Annotated in this window: 22 protein-coding genes and 1 tRNA gene; 8 read left to right on the top strand and 15 right to left on the bottom strand. The window is 70.6% G+C overall.

All coding sequences use genetic code 11. The features are described 5' to 3' along the window. Nucleotides 1-3: 3 nt before the first annotated feature. The 7 genes from OG906_RS21315 to OG906_RS21285 all read left to right on the top strand — a co-directional run bounded on the left by OG906_RS21315 (nucleotide 4) and on the right by OG906_RS21285 (nucleotide 6,059). Nucleotides 4-651 carry an ABC transporter permease gene (locus tag OG906_RS21315; RefSeq protein WP_267803294.1) on the top strand — a complete coding sequence of 216 codons (648 nt, stop codon included), beginning with the start codon at nucleotides 4-6 and terminating at the stop codon, nucleotides 649-651. Beyond that, nucleotides 644-1,906, top strand: a complete 1,263-nt coding sequence (locus OG906_RS21310) for a betaine/proline/choline family ABC transporter ATP-binding protein (RefSeq protein WP_329444950.1) — start codon at nucleotides 644-646, stop codon at nucleotides 1,904-1,906. Before OG906_RS21315 ends, OG906_RS21310 begins: the two co-directional genes overlap by 8 nt. Continuing rightward, nucleotides 1,903-2,769 carry an ABC transporter permease gene (locus tag OG906_RS21305; protein ID WP_267803296.1) on the top strand — a complete coding sequence of 289 codons (867 nt, stop codon included), beginning with the start codon at nucleotides 1,903-1,905 and terminating at the stop codon, nucleotides 2,767-2,769. Before OG906_RS21310 ends, OG906_RS21305 begins: the two co-directional genes overlap by 4 nt. Next, nucleotides 2,770-3,747 (top strand): glycine betaine ABC transporter substrate-binding protein, encoded by a 978-nt coding sequence (locus OG906_RS21300; protein WP_329444947.1) that lies wholly within the window; start codon nucleotides 2,770-2,772, stop codon nucleotides 3,745-3,747. Nucleotides 3,748-3,844: 97 nt separating this feature from the next. Next, the gene (locus tag OG906_RS21295; protein WP_329444946.1) at nucleotides 3,845-4,450 is read left to right on the top strand and encodes an ArsR/SmtB family transcription factor; all 606 of its coding nucleotides are present in this window, start codon (nucleotides 3,845-3,847) and stop codon (nucleotides 4,448-4,450) included. Nucleotides 4,451-4,494: 44 nt separating this feature from the next. Beyond that, nucleotides 4,495-4,728 carry a hypothetical protein gene (locus OG906_RS21290; protein WP_329444944.1) on the top strand — a complete coding sequence of 78 codons (234 nt, stop codon included), beginning with the start codon at nucleotides 4,495-4,497 and terminating at the stop codon, nucleotides 4,726-4,728. Beyond that, nucleotides 4,725-6,059 (top strand): MFS transporter, encoded by a 1,335-nt coding sequence (locus OG906_RS21285; RefSeq protein WP_329444942.1) that lies wholly within the window; start codon nucleotides 4,725-4,727, stop codon nucleotides 6,057-6,059. Before OG906_RS21290 ends, OG906_RS21285 begins: the two co-directional genes overlap by 4 nt. On the opposite strand, the gene OG906_RS21280 is transcribed toward OG906_RS21285, so the two are convergent. The 4 genes from OG906_RS21280 to OG906_RS21265 all read right to left on the bottom strand — a co-directional run bounded on the left by OG906_RS21280 (nucleotide 5,989) and on the right by OG906_RS21265 (nucleotide 11,547). After that, nucleotides 5,989-6,786 carry a S16 family serine protease gene (locus OG906_RS21280; RefSeq protein ID WP_329444940.1) on the bottom strand — a complete coding sequence of 266 codons (798 nt, stop codon included), beginning with the start codon at nucleotides 6,784-6,786 and terminating at the stop codon, nucleotides 5,989-5,991. The two genes, OG906_RS21285 and OG906_RS21280, sit on opposite strands and share 71 nt — an antisense overlap. A 187-nt stretch (nucleotides 6,787-6,973) precedes the next feature. Next, nucleotides 6,974-7,615, bottom strand: coding sequence for an IclR family transcriptional regulator (locus tag OG906_RS21275; RefSeq protein WP_053684560.1), 642 nt, complete (start codon nucleotides 7,613-7,615; stop codon nucleotides 6,974-6,976). A gap of 393 nt (nucleotides 7,616-8,008) precedes the next feature. After that, the gene (locus tag OG906_RS21270) at nucleotides 8,009-9,793 is read right to left on the bottom strand and encodes a DEAD/DEAH box helicase (protein ID WP_267826185.1); all 1,785 of its coding nucleotides are present in this window, start codon (nucleotides 9,791-9,793) and stop codon (nucleotides 8,009-8,011) included. A 227-nt stretch (nucleotides 9,794-10,020) separates the two neighbouring features. Next, on the bottom strand, nucleotides 10,021-11,547 hold the full coding sequence (locus OG906_RS21265) for an MFS transporter (RefSeq protein ID WP_329444936.1): 1,527 nt from the start codon (nucleotides 11,545-11,547) through the stop codon (nucleotides 10,021-10,023). Nucleotides 11,548-11,882: 335 nt separating this feature from the next. Between OG906_RS21265 and OG906_RS21260 the strand changes: the two genes are divergently transcribed. After that, nucleotides 11,883-11,954: transfer RNA gene (locus OG906_RS21260), tRNA-Cys, on the top strand. Between the two features lie 90 nt (nucleotides 11,955-12,044). Here OG906_RS21260 and OG906_RS21255 read toward each other — a convergent pair. From OG906_RS21255 to OG906_RS21205, 11 genes are all read right to left on the bottom strand, one after another. Then, the gene (locus OG906_RS21255) at nucleotides 12,045-13,307 is read right to left on the bottom strand and encodes a tyrosine-type recombinase/integrase (protein WP_329444934.1); all 1,263 of its coding nucleotides are present in this window, start codon (nucleotides 13,305-13,307) and stop codon (nucleotides 12,045-12,047) included. 11 nt (nucleotides 13,308-13,318) lie between these two features. Continuing rightward, the gene (locus OG906_RS21250) at nucleotides 13,319-13,555 is read right to left on the bottom strand and encodes an excisionase family DNA-binding protein (RefSeq protein WP_329444932.1); all 237 of its coding nucleotides are present in this window, start codon (nucleotides 13,553-13,555) and stop codon (nucleotides 13,319-13,321) included. A 261-nt stretch (nucleotides 13,556-13,816) separates the two neighbouring features. After that, nucleotides 13,817-15,367 carry a YfjI family protein gene (locus OG906_RS21245; protein WP_329444931.1) on the bottom strand — a complete coding sequence of 517 codons (1,551 nt, stop codon included), beginning with the start codon at nucleotides 15,365-15,367 and terminating at the stop codon, nucleotides 13,817-13,819. Further along, nucleotides 15,364-16,281, bottom strand: coding sequence for a bifunctional DNA primase/polymerase (locus OG906_RS21240; protein ID WP_329444929.1), 918 nt, complete (start codon nucleotides 16,279-16,281; stop codon nucleotides 15,364-15,366). Before OG906_RS21240 ends, OG906_RS21245 begins: the two co-directional genes overlap by 4 nt. Beyond that, nucleotides 16,278-16,985, bottom strand: coding sequence for a class I SAM-dependent methyltransferase (locus OG906_RS21235; RefSeq protein WP_329444927.1), 708 nt, complete (start codon nucleotides 16,983-16,985; stop codon nucleotides 16,278-16,280). Before OG906_RS21235 ends, OG906_RS21240 begins: the two co-directional genes overlap by 4 nt. 85 nt (nucleotides 16,986-17,070) lie before the next feature. Further along, the gene (locus OG906_RS21230) at nucleotides 17,071-17,361 is read right to left on the bottom strand and encodes a hypothetical protein (RefSeq protein WP_329444924.1); all 291 of its coding nucleotides are present in this window, start codon (nucleotides 17,359-17,361) and stop codon (nucleotides 17,071-17,073) included. 3 nt (nucleotides 17,362-17,364) lie between these two features. Further along, entirely contained in the window at nucleotides 17,365-17,520 is a 156-nt protein-coding gene (locus OG906_RS21225) for a hypothetical protein (RefSeq protein WP_329444922.1), read from the bottom strand. 16 nt (nucleotides 17,521-17,536) lie between these two features. Then, on the bottom strand, nucleotides 17,537-18,136 hold the full coding sequence (locus OG906_RS21220) for a hypothetical protein (protein WP_329444920.1): 600 nt from the start codon (nucleotides 18,134-18,136) through the stop codon (nucleotides 17,537-17,539). Then, on the bottom strand, nucleotides 18,133-18,333 hold the full coding sequence (locus OG906_RS21215) for a hypothetical protein (RefSeq protein WP_329444918.1): 201 nt from the start codon (nucleotides 18,331-18,333) through the stop codon (nucleotides 18,133-18,135). The genes OG906_RS21220 and OG906_RS21215 overlap by 4 nt, the downstream gene beginning before the upstream one ends. Before the next feature lie 4 nt (nucleotides 18,334-18,337). Beyond that, nucleotides 18,338-18,619 (bottom strand): hypothetical protein, encoded by a 282-nt coding sequence (locus tag OG906_RS21210; RefSeq protein ID WP_329444917.1) that lies wholly within the window; start codon nucleotides 18,617-18,619, stop codon nucleotides 18,338-18,340. Between the two features lie 140 nt (nucleotides 18,620-18,759). Beyond that, on the bottom strand, nucleotides 18,760-20,919 hold the full coding sequence (locus OG906_RS21205) for a cell division protein FtsK (protein WP_329444915.1): 2,160 nt from the start codon (nucleotides 20,917-20,919) through the stop codon (nucleotides 18,760-18,762). Nucleotides 20,920-20,984: the final 65 nt, after the last annotated feature.

The following is a 20,984-nucleotide window of genomic DNA, read 5'->3' as shown; positions in this document are numbered from 1 at the left end:
GACGTGAGCTTCTGGAGTTACCTGTCCAGCCGACGGCAGCAACTCCTCGTCGACGCCTTCCAGCAGGTCAGCCTCGTCTTCCAGTGCATGGTGATCGCGACGGCCCTCGGCATCGCCATCGGCGTGCTCACCTACCGCAGCGGCTGGGGCGCCAGTCTCGCCATCACCTCCACCGCCACGATCCTGACGGTCCCCTCGCTGGCCATGATCGGTCTGCTGATCCCGATCGTGGGCCTCGGCGTGGCACCCGCGGTGATCTCCCTGACCCTGTACGGGCTGCTGCCCATCGTCCGGAACTCGATCGTGGGCCTGCGCGGGGTCGACCCGACCCTGGTCGACGCGGCCACGGGCATCGGGATGTCCCGGTCCGCCCGGCTGCTGAGGGTGGAGCTGCCGCTGGCCTGGCCCCCGATCCTGACCGGCATCCGGGTGTCCACCCAGATGCTGATGGGCATCGCCGCGATCGCCGCGTACGCCTCCGGCCCCGGCCTCGGCAACGAGATCTTCCGCGGGATCGCCTCGCTCGGCAGCGCCAACGCCCTCAACCAGGTCCTGGCCGGGACGATCGGCATCGTCATCCTGGCCCTCCTCTTCGACGCCGCCTACGTCCTGCTCGGCCGTCTCACCATCCCGAGGGGCATCCGTGTCTGAGCCGACGTCCGAGCCGACCCCGAGCCCGAAGGCAGCGACCTCCGGCGCGACCATCCGGCTGGAGAACCTCACCAAGCACTACCCGGGCAGCCCCGCTCCGGCCGTGGACGACGTGTCGATGGACATCAAGGCGGGCGAGACGGTCGTCTTCGTCGGCCCCTCCGGCTGCGGGAAGTCCACCACCCTCAAGATGATCAACCGGTTGATCGAGCCCTCCTCCGGCCGGATCCGGATCGGCGACGAGGACGTCACCGACATGGACCCGGTCAAGCTGCGCCGCAAGATCGGGTACGCGATCCAGTCCTCCGGCCTCTTCCCGCACATGACGGTCGCGGAGAACATCGCCCTGGTGCCGAAGATGACCGGCTGGTCCACGTCGAAGGTCAAGGACCGGGTCGAGGAGATGCTCGACCTGGTGGGCCTGGACCCCCGCGAGTTCCACGGCCGCTACCCCCGCCAGCTCTCCGGCGGCCAGCAACAGCGCGTGGGCGTGGCGCGGGCGCTGGCCGCGGATCCGCCGGTGCTGCTGATGGACGAGCCCTTCGGCGCGGTCGACCCGATCACCCGGGACCACCTCCAGGACGAACTGATCCGGCTCCAGCACGAGCTGCACAAGACGATCGTGTTCGTCACCCACGACTTCGACGAGGCCATCAAGCTCGGGGACCGGATCGCGGTCCTGCGCGAGCGGTCGCACATCGCCCAGTTCGACACCCCGGAAGCCATCCTCACCAACCCCACCGACGACTTCGTCTCCGGTTTCGTCGGCGCGGGCGCGGCCCTCAAACGGCTCAACCTCACCCGCGTGCGGGACGTGGGGATCGCCGACTTCCCCACGGTGTCGGTCGACGACCCACTCCAGTTGATCTTCAGTACGCTGCGCGGCGGCCGGCACAACGAACTGCTGATGCTCGACCGGGGCGGCCGCCCGTACAAGTGGCTGCGGCGCGGCGACCTGATGCGCGCCAAGGGATCGCTGGCCCGGGCCGGGCAGTTGGTGCACGACACCGTGACCCGGGACGCGACCCTGCACGACGCCCTGGAGGCGGTCCTCACCGACAGCGGCGGGCGGGTCGCGGTCACCGGGCGGCGCGGCGAGTACATCGGGGTCGTGGACATGGAGACCCTCATGAACTCGGTGCACGAGATGCTGGAGGCCGACCGGCTCACCGCCGCCGAGCACGCGCACGACCTGGAGGAACTGCGCCACCACCGGACGGAGCAGGAGCTGGAGGGCGGTGCGGGCACCTCATGACCACCGCCTCCCCGCAGCGGCCCCCGGGCGAACGTCCCCCCGGCGAGCACGAGGTCAAGGGCCTCCCGTTCCGCGACGAACTCGCGGACGACCTCGACCGGCCCCCCACGCCCCCGCCGCCCGGCCCGATCCGCCGGATCGGCTGGCGCCGGCTGGTGGTGCCGCCCGTGGTCCTGGCCCTGGTGGTGCTGGCCCTGTACCTGTGGATCACCAACATCCCGCTCGACGTCATCGAGCGGAACTCGCTCGGCGGCGGCAACGTCCGGCTCCGGTTGTGGCAGCACATCCAGCTCACGGCCATCTCCACCTTCTGGGTGCTGATCATCGCGATCCCCCTCGGCATCGCCCTCACCCGCCGCGGACTGCGCCGCGCCTCGCCGTTCGTGACCGGCCTCGCCAACATCGGCCAGGCCACCCCGGCCATCGGTCTGCTGGCGCTGCTGGTGATCTGGCTGGGCATCGGGCCGTCGACCGCGATCATCGGGATGGTCGCGTACGCCGTCCTGCCGGTGCTGTCGAACACCGTGGCCGGGCTCCGGGCCATCGATCCCCTGCTGGTGGAGGCCGCGCACGGGATCGGCATGTCGTCGACGGGCACCCTGCGCAAGGTGGAGTTGCCGTTGGCCGTCCCCCTGATCCTGGCCGGCGTGCGGACCGCCCTCGTGCTCAATGTCGGCACCGCGACGCTGGCGACCTTCGGCGGCGGCGGGGGCCTGGGCGACCTGATCACCTCCGGGATCCAGACGCAGCGGATGCCGGTGCTGATCGTGGGATCGGTGCTGACGGTGGTCCTGGCCCTGTTCGTGGACTGGCTGGCCTCCCTCGCGGAGACGGTCCTGACGCCGCACGGCCTGGAGGCGTAGATGCGTACCTTCCGCGTACGGACCGCGGCGGTCGCGGGAGCCGCCCTGCTGGCGCTGGCCGGCTGCGGGCTCAAGAGCGGGTCCCCGATGGTGGACGACGTACAGCCCGGATCGGTCGGTCGGGGCGAGCCCTTGGCGGGCGCGTCCCTCACGGTGACCTCGAAGAACTTCAGCGAGAACATCATCCTCGGTCAGATCCTCGGCCTCGTCTTCAAGGCGGCCGGCGCGGAGGTGCTGGACCGCACCAACCTGCCCGGTTCGATCAGCGCGCGCGAGGCCGTCCGCAAGGGCGACGCGGACGCCATGTACGAGTACACGGGCACCGCCTGGATCACGTACCTGGGCAACACCGAGCCCATCGACGACCCGCGGGGCCAGTGGGACGCGGTGCGCAGGGCGGACCTGCGCAACGGGGTGGTGTGGCTGCCGCCGGCCACGCTCAACAACACCTACACCCTGGCCATCAGCAAGAAGAACAACGCGAAGTACAAGCTGCGGACGATGTCGGACGTGGCGGCGCTGGCCCGCAAGGACCCGTCGGCGGTGACCCTGTGCGTGGAGAACGAGTTCGCCTCGCGCGAGGACGGACTCCCCGGCATGGAGAAGGCGTACGGGATGAGGATCCCCACCGGCAACATTCAGAAGATGGACGCCGGGATCATCTACACCCAGGTCTCCAAGTCCGATTCCTGCCTGCTGGGCGAGGCGTTCACCACCGACGGCCGGATCAAGGCCATGGACCTGGACATCATGGAGGACGACAAGCGCTTCTTCCCCAACTACAACGCGGCGCCCGCGATCAACGCCAAGACGTTCGCCGAGCACCCGGTGATCGCGAAGCTGCTGGCGCCGGTGACGCAGCGGCTGACGACCGAGGTGGCGCGGGAGCTGAACGCCAAGGTGGACGTGGAGGGCCAGGACCCGCACGCGGTGGCCAAGGACTGGCTGGTGAAGGAGGGGTTCATCAAGGAGGGCTGAGCCGACGGCGGCGGAACGACAACCCCCGGGAGAGTTCCAAAGAGAACGTTGCAAAGAAACCCTTGCATAGGAATCTTTGCATCTCTATCGTGGAGCCATGCCCGAGACGAACGCCCAGAACCCGCAACCGGTCGAGCCCGTCGAGCCGCAGGTCCGCATGCTCGACGCGCACTCGCTGCGCGGCCTGGCCCACCCGCTGCGCATCCGCCTGTTGGGCGCCCTGCGCCTGCACGGTCCCGCCACGGCCTCCCGACTCGCGGAACGCCTGGGCGAGTCCAGCGGCGCCACCAGCTACCACCTGCGCCAACTGGCCGCGTACGGGTTCGTCGAGGACGCGCCCGAGCACGGCAAGGGCCGCGAGCGCTGGTGGCGGGCCTCCCACGACGGCACGGGCTTCGACGAGTCGCTGATCCACACCGCCGACCCGGAGACGCGGGTCGCCGCGGACGTCTTCCTGGCCGAGATCGCGAAGATGCACGCGCAGGAACTCGCCGGCTGGATGAACGAGGCGCAGAACTGGTCCCAGGACTGGCGCCGGGGCTCGGACCTCAGCGACTTCACGCTGCGGCTGACGGCCGACCAGTCCCTCGAACTCATCCACAAGCTGCACGACCTGATCAACGGCTACCGCGATCTGCCGCCGTCGGAGGGCGCGGAGACGGTCCGTTTCCACACGCACGCCTTCCCGCGCCACACCGAGTAGCCGCCGCCTCCTCGCCGTTGAGAACCCGCAGAAGGAGTCCTGCCGTGCACGCCTTCGCCCACACCGACCTGCACACCGCGCTCCACGCCGGCCGTACCGCCGAACTGGCGGCCGAGGCCGCCGCCTGGCACCTCGCCCGGAGCGCCGCCCCGGTCGCCCCCGCGCCCGCCCTGCCCGTACTGCGCAACCGGCTCGGGGAGGCCCTGGTCGCCGCCGGCATCCGGCTCATGCAGCCCGCGCACGTCCACTCCCGCGTGGTGCGCGGCGGCGCCTCGTGAGCCGTCGCCCCTTCGTGGCCGTACTGGCCGCCAACACCATCTCCATGGCCGGAAGTTCACTCACCCTCATCGGCGTCCCGTGGTTCGTCCTGCAGAGCACGGGCAGCGCCGGCCGGGCCGGGATCGTCGCCTTCTGCGCGACCCTGCCCGTCATCGTCGCCGCGCTCGTCGGCGGCCCGGTCATCGACCGGATCGGGCGCCGCCGCATCTCGGCGGCGTCCGACCTGATCTGCGCGCTGTCGATCGGCGCGATCCCGCTGCTGCACCACGCGGGGCTGCTGGAGTTCTGGATGCTGTGCGCCCTGATGGCGCTCGGCGGCCTCGTCCACACTCCCGGACTGACCGCGCGCTACGTCCTGATCCCCCACCTCGCCGAGCACGCCGGAACCACCGTCGGCAGGGTGGCGAGCCTCTACGACGCCGTCTCGCGCGGCGCCCGGATGATCGGGGCCGCGGTCGCCGGCGTGCTCATCGCCGCCTTCGGGGCCGAGACCGTACTGCTCCTGGACGCGGCCAGCTTCGCCGTGTCGGCGCTGCTCGTGGCCGTCTTCCTGCGCGGGGTCCCGGCCGCCGATCCGCAACGCACCTCCGAGAAGTCGTCGTTCGCGGGCTACCGTGCCGAACTGGCCGAGGGGTGGGCCTTCCTGACCCGTTCACGGCTGCTGACCGGCATCACCCTGATGGTGATGGTGACCAACGGCCTGGACCAGGGCTGGTCATCGGTACTGCTGCCCGTGCACGGTCGCGAGGCGCTGGGCGGGGCCACCGCCCTCGGCCTGATGGTGTCCGTGTTCGGCGGCTTCGCGCTGCTGGGCGCCCTGCTCTACGGGGCGTGGGGCGAGCGGTACCGGCCGCGGACGGTCTTCGCGGCGGCGTTCCTGCTGTGCGGGGCGCCCCGGTACGTCGTGGCCGCGTTCACCGACACCCCGCTGCCCCTCGCGGTGACGATGGCCCTGTCGGGGCTGGGCGCGGGCGTGCTGAACCCGATCCTGACCACCGTGATGATGGAGAAGGTCCCGGACGCGCTGCGCAGCCGGGTGTCCGGGGTGACCACGGCGGGCTGCGAGCTGACGATGCCGCTGGGCGGCCTCGCGGCGGGCCTGCTCGTCGACGGGTTCGGCGCCGGCCCGGCCCTGCTGGCCTTCGGCGGTGTGTACCTGCTGGCCACGCTCGCCCCGTTCCTGTTCCCGGCCTGGGGCGGTCTGGACGACCGGCCGGACCGGGTCGGGAGGACCGACCGGACCGTACCCGCGCAGGGCGTCAGCAGGACGGGACCGGCTGCCCCTTGTCCAACGCCCGAAGGGAGCCCACCGCATCCGTCAGCGAGGTGACGGGGATCAGCCGAAGCCCCTCGGGGAGTTCGGACAGGGCGTCGGAGCACTCCGCCTTCGGCACGAGGAACACGCTCGCCCCGTCCCGCCTGGCGGCCTGCGTCTTCAAGGCCACCCCGCCCACCGCGCCCACCTCGCCGCTCGGGCTGATGGTGCCGGTGCCGGCGATGCTCCGGCCGCCGGTGAGATCGCCGCCGCTCCCGTCGCCGTCGAGCTTGTCGACGATCCCGAGGGAGAACAGGAGACCCGCGCTCGGGCCGCCGACGTCGGCGAGGTTGAGCGTGACCTTCACGTCCTTCGGGTCCTTGTGGAGATAGCCGAGCGCGGCCGCGGAGGCCGTCGACTGCGACTTGGTCATTTCCTCCAGATTGTGCTCTTCGATCTCCTCGTCGCTCCCGCCCGAGGGATACACCGCGTCCTTGGGCATGACCGCCCGCGAGGTGTCGAACCAGTGGTCGACCAGCTCGGGCAGGCGCACCGTCGTGGAGGGACCGGTGGCCTGGATGGTGGTCATCCGCAGCTGCCCCTTGGTGTCCCGGGTGGGCGCGCCCGTGACGGCGATGACGGGCTTGCCGTCACGGGAGCCGAGCACGTCGGCCGTGAGCCCGGGCTGGGCGATCACGAAGGGCAGCGGCGCGAAGGCCGCCACGGCCAACAGTCCGACCAGGGGCAGGGCGCAGAGCGCCAGGGCGGCGGGACGCGGCAGACGTGTGAGGCGTGAGAGCACCCGGTCAATCTATCGGGCCCGGTCGCACCCTCCCGCGTGCCCCGGCACGACGGCACGCGCGGGAGAGCCCGCCGGCGGGCACGGCAGAGGCCGCCCGCCCGCACGGTGGAGCCCGTCCTCCCCCGCGGCAGGGGACGCACAAGACCCCGTACGAGGCTTCGTACGGGGTCGCGGGCGTTCGGTCGGGTCAGCGCAGCGCGTCGGCGACCTCGCGGGCGGCGTCCACCACGCGCGGGCCGACCCGCTCGGGCACGGCGTCGGCCAGCATGACGACGCCGACGCTGCCCTCCAGGCCGGTGATGCCGACCAGGGGGGCCGCAGCGCCGCTGGCGCCCGCTTCGAGTTCGCCGTGGGTCAGCGTGTACCCGGGCTCGATGAGCGTGCCCTGACGCGCGGCCAGGATGGCCCGCCCGGCCGCCCCGCGGTCCAGCGGGTGACGGAAGCCGGCCCGGTAGGCCACGTGGTAGTCGGTCCAGGTCGGCTCGACGACGGCGACGGCGAGCGCCTCGCTGCCGTCCACGAGGGTCAGGTGCGCGGTGGCCCCTATGTCCTCGGCGAGGGACCGCAGCGCGGGCAGGGCCGCCTCGCGCACGAGCGGGTGCACCTGGCGGCCGAGCCGCAGCACGCCGAGTCCGACCCGTGCCCGGCCGCCGAGGTCGCGGCGGACCAGGGCGTGCTGTTCGAGCGTGGCGAGCAGGCGGTAGACCACGGTGCGGTTCACACCGAGGCGGTTGGACAGCTCCGTGACGGTCAGACCGTGGTCGGTGTCGGCGAGCAGCTTGAGGACCCGGAGCCCTCGGTCGAGAGTCTGGGAGGTTTCCGCAGTCACGACGCCTCTCCCTCTTTAGGTGGGCGGCGGTGACTCTCACGGGGTGGAGCGCTGCCGGTCCCTCGGCGACGCACGGAGAGGCCGCCGGTAGCGGCCATGGCACCGGCTGCGCTCCCGCGGCGGCGCTGCCACGGGGCGTTCGATGCGGGGACAGTATCCAGCAGGTTCGCTGAGCGGAAGGGCTCGTCCAGAATCCGGGCGCCTACTGCCCGCTTGTACCCATTTGTTCGAGCGGGTGTGTCAATTCGTAATGTTCCCCGGCATCTTCCCGCGCATCTTCCCCGCCGCGCATTCACTTTCCGAACGGATGGCTCCGGTGGTGCCGAAAACGACGAAGGGGCCCGTGCGCGTCGGCGCACGGACCCCGTTCTCGTACCCTCGCGGGCGGCGGCGTCACCGCATCCGGGTGGCCCACTCCTGGACCTTCTTGATGCGCTCCCGCAGCTGACCCGCCGTCGCCTCCGCGCTCGGCGGGCCGCCGCACACCCGGCGCAACTCCGTGTGGATCACCCCGTGCGGCTTGCCGCTCTGGTGGACGTACGCGCCCACCATCGTGTTCAGCGACTTGCGCAGCTCCAGCAGCTCCTTGTGCGAAACCACGGGGCGCCGTTCCGCCGGCAGCTCCAGCAGGTCCGCCTCGGAGTCCGGCTTGCGCCGGCTGTGGGCGATCTGCCGCGACTGCCGCTTCTGGAGCAGCATCTGCACCTGGTCCGGCTCCAGCAGCCCGGGGATGCCCAGGTAGTCCTGCTCCTCCTCGCTGCCGGGGTGCGCCTGCATCCCGAACTCGGCGCCGTCGTACAGCACCCGGTCGAAGACGGCGTCGGACTCCAGCGCCTCGAAGGACATCTGCTCCTCGTCGCCGGTGTCCTCGTCCTCCAGTTTGTTCGCCTCGTCCATTTCCTTCTCGGACTCGGCGTACGGGTCTTCCTCGCCCTGCTTCTTCGGCTTGTCGAGGACGTGGTCGCGCTCGACTTCCATCTCGTTGGCGAAACCGAGGAGATACGGAATGGTCGGAAGAAACACCGACGCGGTCTCGCCGCGCCTGCGCGAACGCACAAATCGCCCGACTGCCTGCGCAAAGAACAAAGGAGTCGAAATGGTGGTGGCATAAACGCCCACCGCGAGGCGCGGAACGTCGACGCCCTCGGACACCATGCGGACCGCGACCATCCAGCGGTCGTCGTTCGCGCTGAAATCGTCGATGCGTTTCGAGGCGCCCGTGTCGTCGGACAGGACGACGGTCGCCTTCGTCCCGGTGATCTCCCTGATCAGCTTCGCGTACGCGCGCGCCGAGTCCTGGTCGGAGGCGATGACCAGACCGCCCGCGTCCGGGATGCCCTTGCGGACCTCCGTCAGCCGCTGGTCGGCGGCGCGCAGGACGTTCGGCATCCAGTCGCCGCGCGCGTCGAGCGCCGTCCGCCAGGCCTGCGAGATGGCGTCCTTGGTCATCGGCTCGCCGAGCCGGGCGGCGATCTCGTCGCCGGCCTTGGTGCGCCAGCGCATGTTGCCGCTGTAGGACAGGAAGATCACGGGACGGACGACGCCGTCGCCGAGCGCGTTCCCGTAGCCGTACGTGTAGTCGGCGGACGACCGGCGGATCCCGTCGTTCCCCTCCTCGTACGTCACGAACGGGATCGGGTTGGTGTCGGACCGGAAGGGCGTACCGGTCAGCGCGAGCCGCCGGGTCGCCGGGTCGAAGGCCTCCAGGCAGGCCTCGCCCCAGGACTTCGAGTCACCGGCGTGGTGGATCTCGTCGAGGATCACCAGGGTCTTGCGCTGTTCACAGCGGTTGCGGTGCAGCATCGGCTTCACGCCGACGCCCGCGTACGTCACGGCGATGCCGTGGTAGTCCTTGCTCAGCGGGCCGGCCGAGTACTCGGGGTCCAGCCGGATGCCTATCCGGGCGGCGGCCTCGGCCCACTGCTTCTTCAGGTGTTCGGTCGGCGCGACCACGGTCACCTGCTGCACCACGTGGTGGTGCAGCAGCCAGGACGCGAGGGTCAGCGCGAAGGTCGTCTTGCCGGCTCCGGGGGTCGCGACCGCGAGGAAATCGCGCGGCTGGGTCTCCAGGTACCGGTTCAGCGCACCCTCTTGCCAGGCGCGCAGCTTGCTGGCGGTACCCCACGGCGCGCGGCCGGGGAAGGCGGGTGAGAGGTGGTGGGAGGCGGTAGTAGTCACGGTCTCCGGTTCGTGCTCTCGGTGTATCTGGTACGGGCGGGAAGCGGTCGTACGTAGGACAACCGGGCCACCTTACCGGCACGGGCCCGCCCCTCGCGGAGGGACAGGCCCGTGACCTCGGCGGGTGCGGCGAGCATCACATCCGCCGCGCTCGCGGCGCGGCCCGGAGGCCGTCACCCGCGTTCCCCGGAGCCGGTCGGCCCACCGGCACGCGGACCCCGCCCCGGTCAACTCCCGTGCGATCCACGCCGTTCGGGGCCCGGGAGGTCCGCCGCCGCGGCGGGCCTGCCGGCCTCCGCCGCCGGGGCGGCGTGCAGCCGCGTCGCCACCCACGCCCCCACCAGCGCCACGCAGGCCATGGGCAGGAAGACCACCACGAACGCCCCCGGATGCGAGGACGCCCCGCCGGCGGTCACGGCGTGGGCGGCCCCCACCGTTCCCCCGCCCAGCGCGGCGAACGCCGCCCCGCCGGCCGCCAACAGCACCACGTTGGCCAGCGCGTCGGAGATCTGCAGCGCGGCGGAGTTCGCCCCGGCCTCCCGCGGCGCCGACAGCTCCAGCAACAGCACGCTCGTCGAGCCGATCACCAGCCCCATCCCGAGGCATCCGATCGCCCAGGCCACCGCCAGCGTCCACACCGGCACCCACGTCAGCAGCACCGTCGGGGCGGCCGCGATGGCGAACGTCACCAGCACCATCCCGCCGACCATCAGCCGCTCCCGGTACGGCGCCATCCGCCCCTTCGACTGCACCCAGGAGCCGCCCGCCCAGGTCAACCCGCCGAGCGCCAGCGAGAACCCGGCCAGGGTCGGGCTCAGCCCCCGCTGGGTGACCAGCATCAGCGGCACGAAACTCTCGGCCGCGATGAACGAACCCGCCGCCACCCCCCGCAGCAACACCACCGACGGCAGCCCGCGCCGGGCCAGGTACGTGCCGCGCGGCAGCAGCCCCCGCGCCGCCGGCACCAGCAGGGCCGCGCCCGCGACGGCCGGCACGACCGAAAGCCACCGCAGGTCCTGGGCGGCGTACTGGAGCAACCCCGCACCCGCCGAGATCCCGAGGGCGAGCCGGATCCGCCGCCGGTCAAAGGCCACCGGCTCCCCGCCGGTCACCGGTCCCGACGCGGTCCGGCGGATCGCCGGTATCGCGACGACCAGCGGCACGACGACCAGCGCGGGGATCGCGAGGAACACCCAGCGCCACCCGAGGTGCTCGGTCACCGTCCCGGCGGCCAGCGGACCCACGATCGAGGGGACCACCCAGCTCGCGGCGAAGGCGGCCATGATCGCGGGGCGCAGCCGCTCGTCGTAGGCCCGGCTGACGACCACGTACAGGGCGACGATCACCAGCCCGCCGCCGAAGCCCTGCACCGCCCGCCCGAGCAGGAACACCCACATCCCGGCGGCCGTCCCCGACAGCACCAACCCGCCGGCGAAGGCCCCGATCCCCAGAGCCAGCGGCCGCAGCGGCCCCTGCCGGTCGGCCCACTGGCCGGACAGCACCATGCCGAACAGGCTCGTCGTGAAGTAGGAGGAGAAGGCGAAGGCGTAGAGACCGATCCCGTCCAGCTCCCGCGCCGCCACCGGCATGGCCGTGCCGACCGCGGTCGCCTCGAAGGCGATGAGGAACACGACGGAGATGATGCCGATGCTGAGCGTCCGGTACGCGGCCCCGAGGATCCCGCCCGGCGGCTCGGGGGACTCGGACGAGACCGGTGCGGCGGTCTCGGGGACACGGGGTTCCAATGCGCTCATCGCCCCAGCGTAAGGTCCATACCTCTGCTTCGTCCCTGTCATTTGGACCGATCCCGGCTCCGCCTCCGGCCCTAGGTCGTCTCTTCCGGATCTTGCCTGACCCACGCCGCCCGGCACCGCACCTGGCCGCGTCGTCGAGGCACCCGAGGACGTCCAGTGATCGGGAGCCTCTCCGCCTTGCGATGCACGGCACCGGACGACGCGGGCTTGACCGGCAAGGCCCGAAAGAGACGACCCAGGACTGTGAACGGGGCATGGCAGTCACATTGCGGCACCCGCGCCCCCCTTCCACCACCGCGGGGCGCCTCGTACGGTCGTACTCATCACCACCTCACAGCCGTGTGCCCGAGTGGTTGAGGGACTCGCCTGCAAAGCGAGTTACGCCGGTTCGATTCCGGTCACGGCTTCGAATGCCTGAACAGGCAAGACGAAAGGGCGGCACCCCATATGGGTGCCGCCTTTTCGTCGCGCGTCTCAGTTTCCGTCTCAGTTGGCCTCTACGGCGCGCCGGCCGCCCCGTCGTCGTCACTGTCCGGCCGGTCCCCGGCAGCCTTCCAGATCAGCCCGTCGACCTGCCGGGCCACATCCGTCCGCACCGCGTCGACCATGTGCTGATAGCGCGCAGCCATGGCAGTGGTCGACCAGCCCATGAGCCCCATGACGGCCCGCTCGGATACCCCGAGGATGAGCAGAACGGTGGCGGCCGTGTGGCGCGCGTCGTGCAGACGCCCGTCACGGACCTTCGCAGCCACCAGCAGGGCTTTCCACTCGGCCCAGTCTCGGCGGTGGGACGGGCTACGGCCGTGTTCGTCCGGGAAGACCCAATCCCCTTCCTCCCAGCGCTCCCCTACTGCCAGCCGTTCCTCACCCTGAGCTTTTCGATGGGCTCGCAACAGGTCACTGAGCTGCGTGGGGAGACCGACCGCCCGGCGGCCGGCGCGCGACTTGGTGACCGAGGTCTCCGGGTTGGTGCGTCGCCTCTCCGGACAGTGGCCGGCCTTCCGGCTGCAAGGCTCGGTACAACCGTGTGCGTACTGCGGCCGGTGCCGGCTGCGGCGCACCATGAGGAAACCTCCGTCAAGGTCCACGTCCTCCCACTTCAATGCCAGCGCCTCCCCCTGACGCAGACCAAGGGCCAGGGCGACGGCCCAGCGCGCGGAGTTCCGCTGTCGGCCCGCGGCTTCAAGCAGGCGCTGCACCTCTTTCACGGTGTAGGGCTCCACCTCGTAGTCGCCAGACTTCGGGGGCTTGGCCAACTGCACGGGGTTCTTACCGAGATGCCCGCGCCGCACGGCCTCATTGAGGGCGGTACGGAACGTCCGGTGTACCTGGTGGGCGGTCGCGGGCTTGCTGCCGTTGGCCTGCATCTTGGTGTAGAAGATCTCGATGTGTTCGGGCATGAGCCGGTCGAGACGGTGGGCGCCCAAGCCTGGGATGAGGTGCTTTCGCACGGCCACGCCGTACCCGACCATCGTGTTGTCGTTGACCGTGAGCGGAGCGACGTTATCGATCCAGTGGGTCAGCCAGGCCTTGACCGTCATGGCCTTGCCAGGCTTACGCACGGTCTTGGCTTCTCGCTGCTTCTCCAGCTCGCGCACCGCGTCGGTGACCTCAGCACGAGTCTTGCGTTCGACATGGCGTCGGTCAGGTGAACCGTCATCTCGCACGCCGACCGTGACGCGGCCGTGCCACTTCCCGTCCTTTCCGAGGTAGATGGAGCTACGGCCGTTGGGCTGGCGGGTGCGCTTGTTCTCTGTCACAGGCAGGCTCCTCAGGCAGCGGTGGAGGCGGCGCGGTTCGCTTCGCGGAGTCGTGCGAGGAAGTCGTTCACGGCCTCCGCCGGCACGCGGCGAAGACGGCCGATGGGGACGGACTCCAGCTGTCCGGAGGCGATGAGGCGAAAGCACGTGGTCCGGCCGATGGAGAGTCGCCGGGCTGCTTCCTCGACGGTCAGCGCCACCAGCGTTGGATCTGCCGCGTGGGACGGGGCGACATGGGCGTCATGCATGGGCTCGCTCCTTGGCGGGCCGCCACAGAAACCACGAAATACACAGAAACCCAGGGCAGGGGGTCTGACCTGCGCAAACCCCGGCCGAGGTGGGCTGCCACAGAAACCGCGAGAAGTTCCACAGAAATAGGAGGCCTGGGCGGGCGGGTATTTGTGTGGGACTTCCGTGGGTTTCTGTGGCGGGCCGCCCCTGGCGGTGTTTGCGCAGGTCAGGGGCGGTTCGGGGTTATTTCTGTGATTCTGTGGTTTCTGTGGCGGGGGTCAGATGGCGGACTCGTCCAGGTGGGGGTGGATGAGGTAGCGCGGGGACGGTGGCCGGCCCCTGCTTCCGGTGCGGTGGACGGGCTGGCAGCGGACGTATCCGTGGTCTTCCAGGAGGTCCAACGCGGGGTCCAGATCGGCGATAGTGGGGAACTCCGAGCGGGAGAGCTTGACCATGAGGTCTCGCTTGCTGACCTCGGTCCACTTCTGGGTGCGCAGCAGTTCCAGCACGGCGTGGGCGCGGTTGGCTGTGTGGTCGGCTCCCATGAGGTCAAAGACCACCAGCGCGTGGCCGGTGAAGTAGTCGATCAGGCTTACCGCGGCCCGCATCGTGTCCGCGCTGATCGGCTCGGTGTGCCCTTTGGCGGGGTGGGTCGCGAGGTGGAGCAGGCCGGCCAGTCGGCAGGTCGCGCCGCCCAGCTTGTTGGCCCAGTTCCCGACGTGGGCGAGGTCTCCCCCACGGGGTCGCAGCCGCGGTTCCTGCCGCTCCTCGAACGCGACGAGCACGTCGCCGGCCTCGGAGGAGAGTTGGAGTACCGCCGGGTCCGTCCAGTCCGCCAGGGACATGGTCAGGGCGGTGACGTTCTCCTCGTAGGTGGCGGCCGCTGCGTCCGGGATCGGGGCGGGAAGGATCTTGCGCTGCCCGACGAGAGAGGTCGGGAGCGAGTAGAAGAACCTGGCCAACAGGCCCCGATCGTTGGCCCCCTTGATGCGGCCGATGTCCTCCAGAACGGACGGTTGCACGGTCAGACCCATGGTCAGCGCGGGGGATTCGATGAACTCTTCGCGTCCCCGGCGGTCCACCCGCAGGCGGTCGCCAGCTTGCCCGCGCAGGAAGACGTCCAGGTTGGGGGTCCCGGAGTACCGTCCGGCGATGATGTCGAAGATGCCGCCCTCGGCCGACATGACCGAGAGCCTGCCGCCCTGTTCGGCCAGCAGTGAGGCGATGACTTCCGGGGTGGCATCGTCGGCCAGCAGACGGGGCTTGGCGGGCACCGTGACGGCATCGGCAGCCTGGGCCAGGCCGATGGCCTCGGCTACGAGCTGCTCTCGCTTGTCGGCATCCGCTCGGGCCGCCTTGGCCGCCGCGTTGTCGGCGACCTCTTTGGCGAGTCGTGCGGTGATCTCCGCTTCCACGATCCGTCCGGCTGACTGTGTGACCAGCAGCGCTTCGCAGCGGTAGAGGGGATCGGCCATCAGGTTGAACACCGCGCTCTTGCGGTTGCCGGGCGGTAGCGCGACGACCACGAACACGTTCGTGGGTTCACGCCATCGACCCCGGACGTGGACCACGGCACGTCCCCCGGCAGCGGTGCCCAGGACCGCAAGGGCGAGCGAGGCAGCCATGTCCACCGGCGTCTGCGTCTCCTCCGCGACCGCCGTGACGTAGTCGCCTAGCCAGGCCGGGAAGACCTCGGTGGGGAAACCGGGGAGTTCCCGGCGGGCGGTGAGCGGGATGGGCTCTTCCCACGGTGCGGTGGCCGCTTGCTGAGCGTCCAGGGCTTCGAAGCCGGCCCACAGTTCCGAGCTGTCCACGGGCTGTGTGGTCATGCCGCCCCTCCCACGGTGTTGCGGATGCTGCGGTTGATTCCGTCGCGGATGCTGGCCGCGATGCGGGAGGGTGCGAGGCCGTTGGGTAGAGCCGCTTCGGTGAGCGCGGCGGTGACTTCCTGCTCGGTGAGGGTGCCTGCGGCGATGAGGCGGCCGAGGGCGTACGCCGCGTTGTAGAGCGTCGTGTTCTGGGTGCCCGTGACAGCGGACGCGACCTTGGCGACTTCGCCGTTCAGGGCGGCCGTCGCGTACCGGTCCGCCTTGCCGATGCGGGAGCGCAGGACGGCGACGGGGACCGGGGCGGGTGCGGGGGGTGTGGTGAGCAGGTCACCGAGCCACGTGGGGAGGGGGGCCGGGGGTGCGTCGTGAATGATCTCGTACGCGCCGGTGCCGACGGTGCTGCCGGCCGCGACCACGTACCCGCCCCAGGCTCGCGTGTCGACCTTCCACCCCAACCGCCCCGCGCTCCCACGCAGCCGCTTTTCGGCGGGGGCGGTGAAGTACAGGTGTTGGCCGCCACGGCGGGTGCGCACCGTGAACGTCTCGGTCGGCAGCCGCTCGCCGGCGCGTTCGCAAAGCATCGCGAAGACGTCCAGACCATCGGTCGCCCCTGCCCATTCCGCGGGCGCGGGTCCGTCGTCCTCCTTGGGGATGTCGAGGTCGACGACCAGAAGTCCGGCCGGGCCGGTGGCGATCCCGACGTTGTACGGGGCCGTCTGCCAGCAGGCGGTGATCTGTTCTGGGGCGAGGGTGGCGCGCTGTTCGGGGGTGCGGTGGCCGTCCGTGCATCGTCCGGTGCGGGGGCAGTTGCGTTCGGGGTGTCCGGCGGGCCGCTTGTCTCCGGGGCGGAGCGGGAAGACGGGCCAGCCGCGCCCAGCAGCGGCGAGGGCGGCGTTCAACAGGTTCGAGTTCATGCCGCTGCCTCCTCGCTGCGGGCCAGGAACGCGGTCCCGATCCAGCGGGTGTAGGCGGGCGGGAGAGCCTCGCGCAGCGCGAGGTGGTCGTGAGACCAGTCGATGCCCTTGGCTTCCCGGATCTCGGCGACGCTGGCCTTGCCACCGCCCTTGCCGTAGGCGGCGACGTAGGGGCCGTCGAAGTACTCGCCGTGCCGCCAGCCGCGCACCCTGCCCCGGTGGAGGGGGTGCGCCGGTTGCGTGGTCGACCAGTTGCCGAGTTCGAAGTAGCGGTGCATCAGCACGGCCAGCCCGAACTGTTCGCCGCACAGCCGCACGTCTTTGCGGACCTCGGAGCCGGCCACGTTCTCGATCACGTACGGCCGTCCCACGATGTCCAGGGCGGCGCGGGTCGGGGCGATGAGGCGGGGGTGCCGGCGACCGGTGCGTGCGTTGCGCGCGGCGTTCGTTCCCTTGGTCGGCGCCCCCTCCCCCTGGCAGGGCGGGGAGGTGTGGATGAAGTCGAATTCGTGGCCGTGCTCGCGGATGAACTCGATGGCGTCGCCCTGGTGGAAGACGTCGCCGCAGTAGTCGGGCTGCGGGTTGATGTCGACGCCGGTGACGTGCCAGCCCAGGTACTGGTAGCCGCGGGCGGCACCACCGATGCACGAGTAGGCGTCAAGCACTCGGAGGCGGGATCGCCGGATCGGGGTCGGTTGCGTCATGCTGGGGGTCTCCTGTTTCTGCGAAGGGACTGGAGAACCGGGGCGGTCGCGGTCTTGTGGTGAGAGGCGACCGCCCCGGGCACAGCTAGAGGTCGGTGAGCGCGGCGGTGGGGATCTCGTAGACGTCGATGACGTCCTTCACGCCGTGCCAGCGGCCGGGGGTGTGGTGGATGTAGACCACGTGCAGCGGGATGCCGTCGCGGCCGGTGAAGGCGTAGACGTTCACGGCATCCACGTTCTTCGGGCTCTTGCGGGCGCTCCGGATGTGAGACAGGGCCGCGATGACGCTGATGCGCTCGGGCCGATAGCTGAGACCGTCGACCTGCGTGTGCATCGTCGGGTGCTGCGTGGCGCTCAGCGTGGGACTCGTGCTCATGGGTCAGTTCCCCTGTTCGGCTTCGGTCTGTGCGGCCAGGTCGTCCACCTGCATCAGCAGTTCGCCCAGCCGGAGGCGGGTGAGGCGCTGGGTGTAGGGCTGGTCCAGGCGGTCCCAGTTCATTTCGAGGGTCACGACCTCGAAGGGGTCGACGTCCATGCGGATGCTCCTCGGGTCAGCGGTCGTGCTTGGCGGGCAGTTCGGGCAGTCCCGCGTCCGTGATGGCCTGCGGGTTGAAGCCGGGCAAGGCGGCGCGGGTGATGAGGGCGTTGGCGAGCTGCTCGGCGTAGGCGGCGCCGGAGCGGGCGACCTCGATCTGTGCTCCGGCGCGCAGCGCTTCGACGCGCTCGACGTGGGCGTGGTCCTCGCGGCGGCCGAGGGTCTGCCGCTCGTGCGCGACGGTCTCGCGGCGGTCGGTGCGCCAGTAGCGGGCGGCGAGTCCGTAGGCGACGGCGGTGGCCAGCGCCCACAGCAGGATCGGCAGGGACAGGCCGTCGGCGTATCCGGCGACTCCCGCCAGGGCCAGGCCACCGGAGGCGGCGAACGCGGTTCCGGCGATCACGCTGCCACCGGAGTGGTTGCCTGCCGCGAAGGCTCCGGCCGTCGCCGCGCCGGCGGCGAGGACGACCATCAAGGTCGCGTTGCCGACGCTGTGTTCGGCGCCGTTGGCGTTCCAGATCCGGCCCAGGATGAGCACGGTCGTGGTGGCCAGCGCGGGGGCGGCCTTGGGGGCGAGGTCGATGGCCCAGTGCCGGTAGGTGAGCGGTTCGTTCATCCCTGATTCCCGAGGTCGGAAACGGCGTTGATGACGGCGGTGGTGAGTTCGTTGATGGGCTCGGACGCTCCGGTGGAGGCGAGGAAGAAGCCGAACATGATCGCGATGAACGCGGAGCCGTAGCCGAGGGTCTTGGAGCGGAGCAGGAAGAACAGGACCAGGCCGAACAGGGCGACGAGCGAGAGGGTGATGGCCATTGGGTTATCCCTTCGGGGCGAACGTCTTGCGGGGGGCGGGGTTGGCGTCGCGGTACAGGCGCAGCCAGAGGTTGTAGAGGTGGCGGCCGATGCGGATGCGCTTGCCGTGGCCGTCGCAGCGGCGGCAGTGCTTGCCGCGCTTGAGGCGGCCCTTGCGGTCGGTCTTGAGCGCGTAGCCGAAGCCCTTGCACTTGCGGCAGTTGCCGAACGGGCTGGACGCGCACAGGCTTCCGTAACCGAGTGTGACGACGAGTAGGAAGGCACTAGCAAGGAGAGCGAGGGTCATGGGATGCCTCTCGGGCGGGGTTTCCGGTGTTTTCGCAGGTCGGCCGCTAGGTACGAGATCGCTGATGGGGGCAGCTTTGGGGTGCTAGCGGGGGTGCTAGACCTAGCAGCGCGGGCCGCTAGGTCTAGCAGCGGCGCGTGTCAGTTCGCGGACCGCTTTCCATCACGCTGGGTAATGGCGGTGGTGATGTCGGCGCGAGCGATGCCGCGTCGGGTGGTGCCCTTGCCGGAGGCGGTGGAGCCCCAGACGTCCTGTGCGGTGATGCCGTGGGGCTTGAGGTTGGTGGTGACGGTCTCGGCCTTCCAGCCGCTGTAGACCTCGGGGCGCAGGGTGGCGAGGCGGGCGGCGACCTTCTCGTTCCAGACCTTCTCCTCATCGGCCGGCACGACCTTGAGGATGTCGGCGAGCAGGTCGAAGGCGGCTTCGCCGGACTCGGGTTCCTGGCCGATGGCGTGGCCGGTGACGTTGCCGTACTCCTCGCGCATCCGGCGGGCCCGGGCGACGACCTGTTCGGCTCCGAGCGCGTCCACGAACGCGGAGGCGACGATGCGCGGGTCGTCCCCTTCACCGGCCATCCAGCAGATGCCGCGGTCGGTGCGGGAGAACATCGTCGCCCGGTACCCGGCCTTGTACATCGAGGTGCCCAGCACCATGTCGTTGGCCGGCTGGCCCATGACCTTGAGGCAGAACCGCAGCACCGCGTTCGCGCTAATGCCCGTGGGCAGCGACTTGGCGTCGGGGCGCTGCGTGCCGAACAGGGTCACCATGCCGAGGGCGGGACCGCGTTTGCCCAGGTCGGTGGCGATCTCTTCGATCTCGGCGCCGTACTTGTCGTGCTCGAAGGGGACCTGGCACTCATCGAATCCCGCCACGATCGGGTGCAGCCCAAGGGACTTGTCGTTGGCCAGGTCCGGGGTCACCTTCGACTCCGGGCAGCGCGAGCGGGGCAGGGACTTGATGACCTTCGCCCGGCGGCGCAGTTCGGCCCGCAGTTCCCGCAGCGATTCGAGGACGTAGAGGATGTCCTCATCCTCATCCCCGGCCCGGTAGCGGTGGCATACCGGCTCCAGCGCGCCGAAGTCGCCGGTGCCCTTGAAGTCGAACGCGTACAGCGCGGCGCGCGGGTCCAGGGCAGCGATGAGCAGGAACAGGCGCATCAGGAACGTCTTGCCCATGCGCGGGATGGAGCCGACGACCACGGAGGCGAACATCAAGGTCACGGCGACGTCGCCCATGCGCTGGTCGTTGCCGAAGACGACCGGCTTGAACAGGTCCACGGTGCCCGACTTCAGCAGCGGCCAGGCCGGCTTCTTGGTCTCGTTCATGGGCTTGTCGCCCACCCACAACACCAGCCGACCTTCGTGCTCTTCGGGGTCGGCGGACGGCCACACGCATCCGACCTTGCGGCGCAGTCCGGAGGCGAGCGGCTTCCGGGCCTCCATGATGTCTTCCGGGGTGACGCCCCAAGGAAGGTCGAGGTCGGCGCGGTAGCCGGGGCCGTCCCGGGTGATCTCCGAGGTGAACCGCAGGCCGTTCATGTCGCCGCCCTTCTTGATGGCGGCCGACAGCTTCGCGTTGCCGATGTTGTCCAGCGCCCGGAGCACGATCGCCCCGGTCAGCTTCTGGATCTCGGTCTTGAGGACGGCCGGCCCGATCACCGGCTGATCCTGCGGTGCTCCCCAGAAACCGGCGGTGAGGACGGCGGCCGATGCCAGCACCGCGAGCCAGCCGGGGGCCATGACGTACATGGCCAGCGCGAGGCCGGTGCCGAAGATGAGCGCGGCCACGGTGACCAGCGCCCGCAGTCGCACCCGGTTGTCTCGCTGCCGCGACAGCTTCAGGTACTCGGCGGTGTTCTCCTTGTAGACCTCGTAGGCGCGCAGGGGGGCCGCCTCGGCGTCCCACATCCACCGGTTGGTGTCGCGGACCAGTCGGGCCACGCCCCGTGGGGCGAGAAACCCGAGCTGGATCGTGTACCAGGGGGTGCGGATGCCGTGGAAGACGGTCGCGTAGAACGCGTTGCTCGCGGCCCGCTGGGTTGTGGAGACGAACCCCGGCTTCGACTTCAGCCAGGTCGGGATGATCGGCAGTCGCTTGTAGGAGGTGACCCCCGGCGACGGCAGGTCCGGCGAGTCGACCGGCCGCAGCCGCGGCGACTCTTCAGCGTCGTCCGGGTCGACCGCCGGGGCGGCCGGTGTCGGGGCGGCGTTGGTGGCGGGGCGCTTGGTGGTGATGTCGAAGACCTCGGCGCCGGGGCGCTCCGGGTCCTCGCTCTGGTCAGCGACGTGGACGTCAGACACGGTGGGTCTGCTCCCTCATGTCGAGTGGGGTGGAGGGGCCCGGACGGCGCTTGGACGGCGAGGCG

Source organism: Streptomyces sp. NBC_01426, from assembly GCF_036231985.1.
In the GTDB taxonomy this organism is placed as follows: domain Bacteria; phylum Actinomycetota; class Actinomycetes; order Streptomycetales; family Streptomycetaceae; genus Streptomyces.
Note: the sequence above shows the minus strand (reverse complement) of the source record. Positions and strands in the feature narration are given on the sequence as shown.

Excerpts from the sequence above, each read along its gene's own strand:
- OG906_RS21305 (WP_267803296.1), top strand. The coding sequence starts at position 1,903 with ATGACCACCGCCTCCCCGCAGCGGCCCCCGGGCGAACGTCCCCCCGGC.
- OG906_RS21300 (WP_329444947.1), top strand. The coding sequence starts at position 2,770 with ATGCGTACCTTCCGCGTACGGACCGCGGCGGTCGCGGGAGCCGCCCTG.
- OG906_RS21295 (WP_329444946.1), top strand. The coding sequence starts at position 3,845 with ATGCCCGAGACGAACGCCCAGAACCCGCAACCGGTCGAGCCCGTCGAG.
- OG906_RS21265 (WP_329444936.1), bottom strand. The coding sequence starts at position 11,547 with ATGAGCGCATTGGAACCCCGTGTCCCCGAGACCGCCGCACCGGTCTCG.
- OG906_RS21250 (WP_329444932.1), bottom strand. The coding sequence starts at position 13,555 with ATGCATGACGCCCATGTCGCCCCGTCCCACGCGGCAGATCCAACGCTG.
- OG906_RS21245 (WP_329444931.1), bottom strand. The coding sequence starts at position 15,367 with ATGACCACACAGCCCGTGGACAGCTCGGAACTGTGGGCCGGCTTCGAA.
- OG906_RS21240 (WP_329444929.1), bottom strand. The coding sequence starts at position 16,281 with ATGAACTCGAACCTGTTGAACGCCGCCCTCGCCGCTGCTGGGCGCGGC.
- OG906_RS21235 (WP_329444927.1), bottom strand. The coding sequence starts at position 16,985 with ATGACGCAACCGACCCCGATCCGGCGATCCCGCCTCCGAGTGCTTGAC.
- OG906_RS21230 (WP_329444924.1), bottom strand. The coding sequence starts at position 17,361 with ATGAGCACGAGTCCCACGCTGAGCGCCACGCAGCACCCGACGATGCAC.
- OG906_RS21225 (WP_329444922.1), bottom strand. The coding sequence starts at position 17,520 with ATGGACGTCGACCCCTTCGAGGTCGTGACCCTCGAAATGAACTGGGAC.
- OG906_RS21220 (WP_329444920.1), bottom strand. The coding sequence starts at position 18,136 with ATGAACGAACCGCTCACCTACCGGCACTGGGCCATCGACCTCGCCCCC.
- OG906_RS21215 (WP_329444918.1), bottom strand. The coding sequence starts at position 18,333 with ATGGCCATCACCCTCTCGCTCGTCGCCCTGTTCGGCCTGGTCCTGTTC.
- OG906_RS21210 (WP_329444917.1), bottom strand. The coding sequence starts at position 18,619 with ATGACCCTCGCTCTCCTTGCTAGTGCCTTCCTACTCGTCGTCACACTC.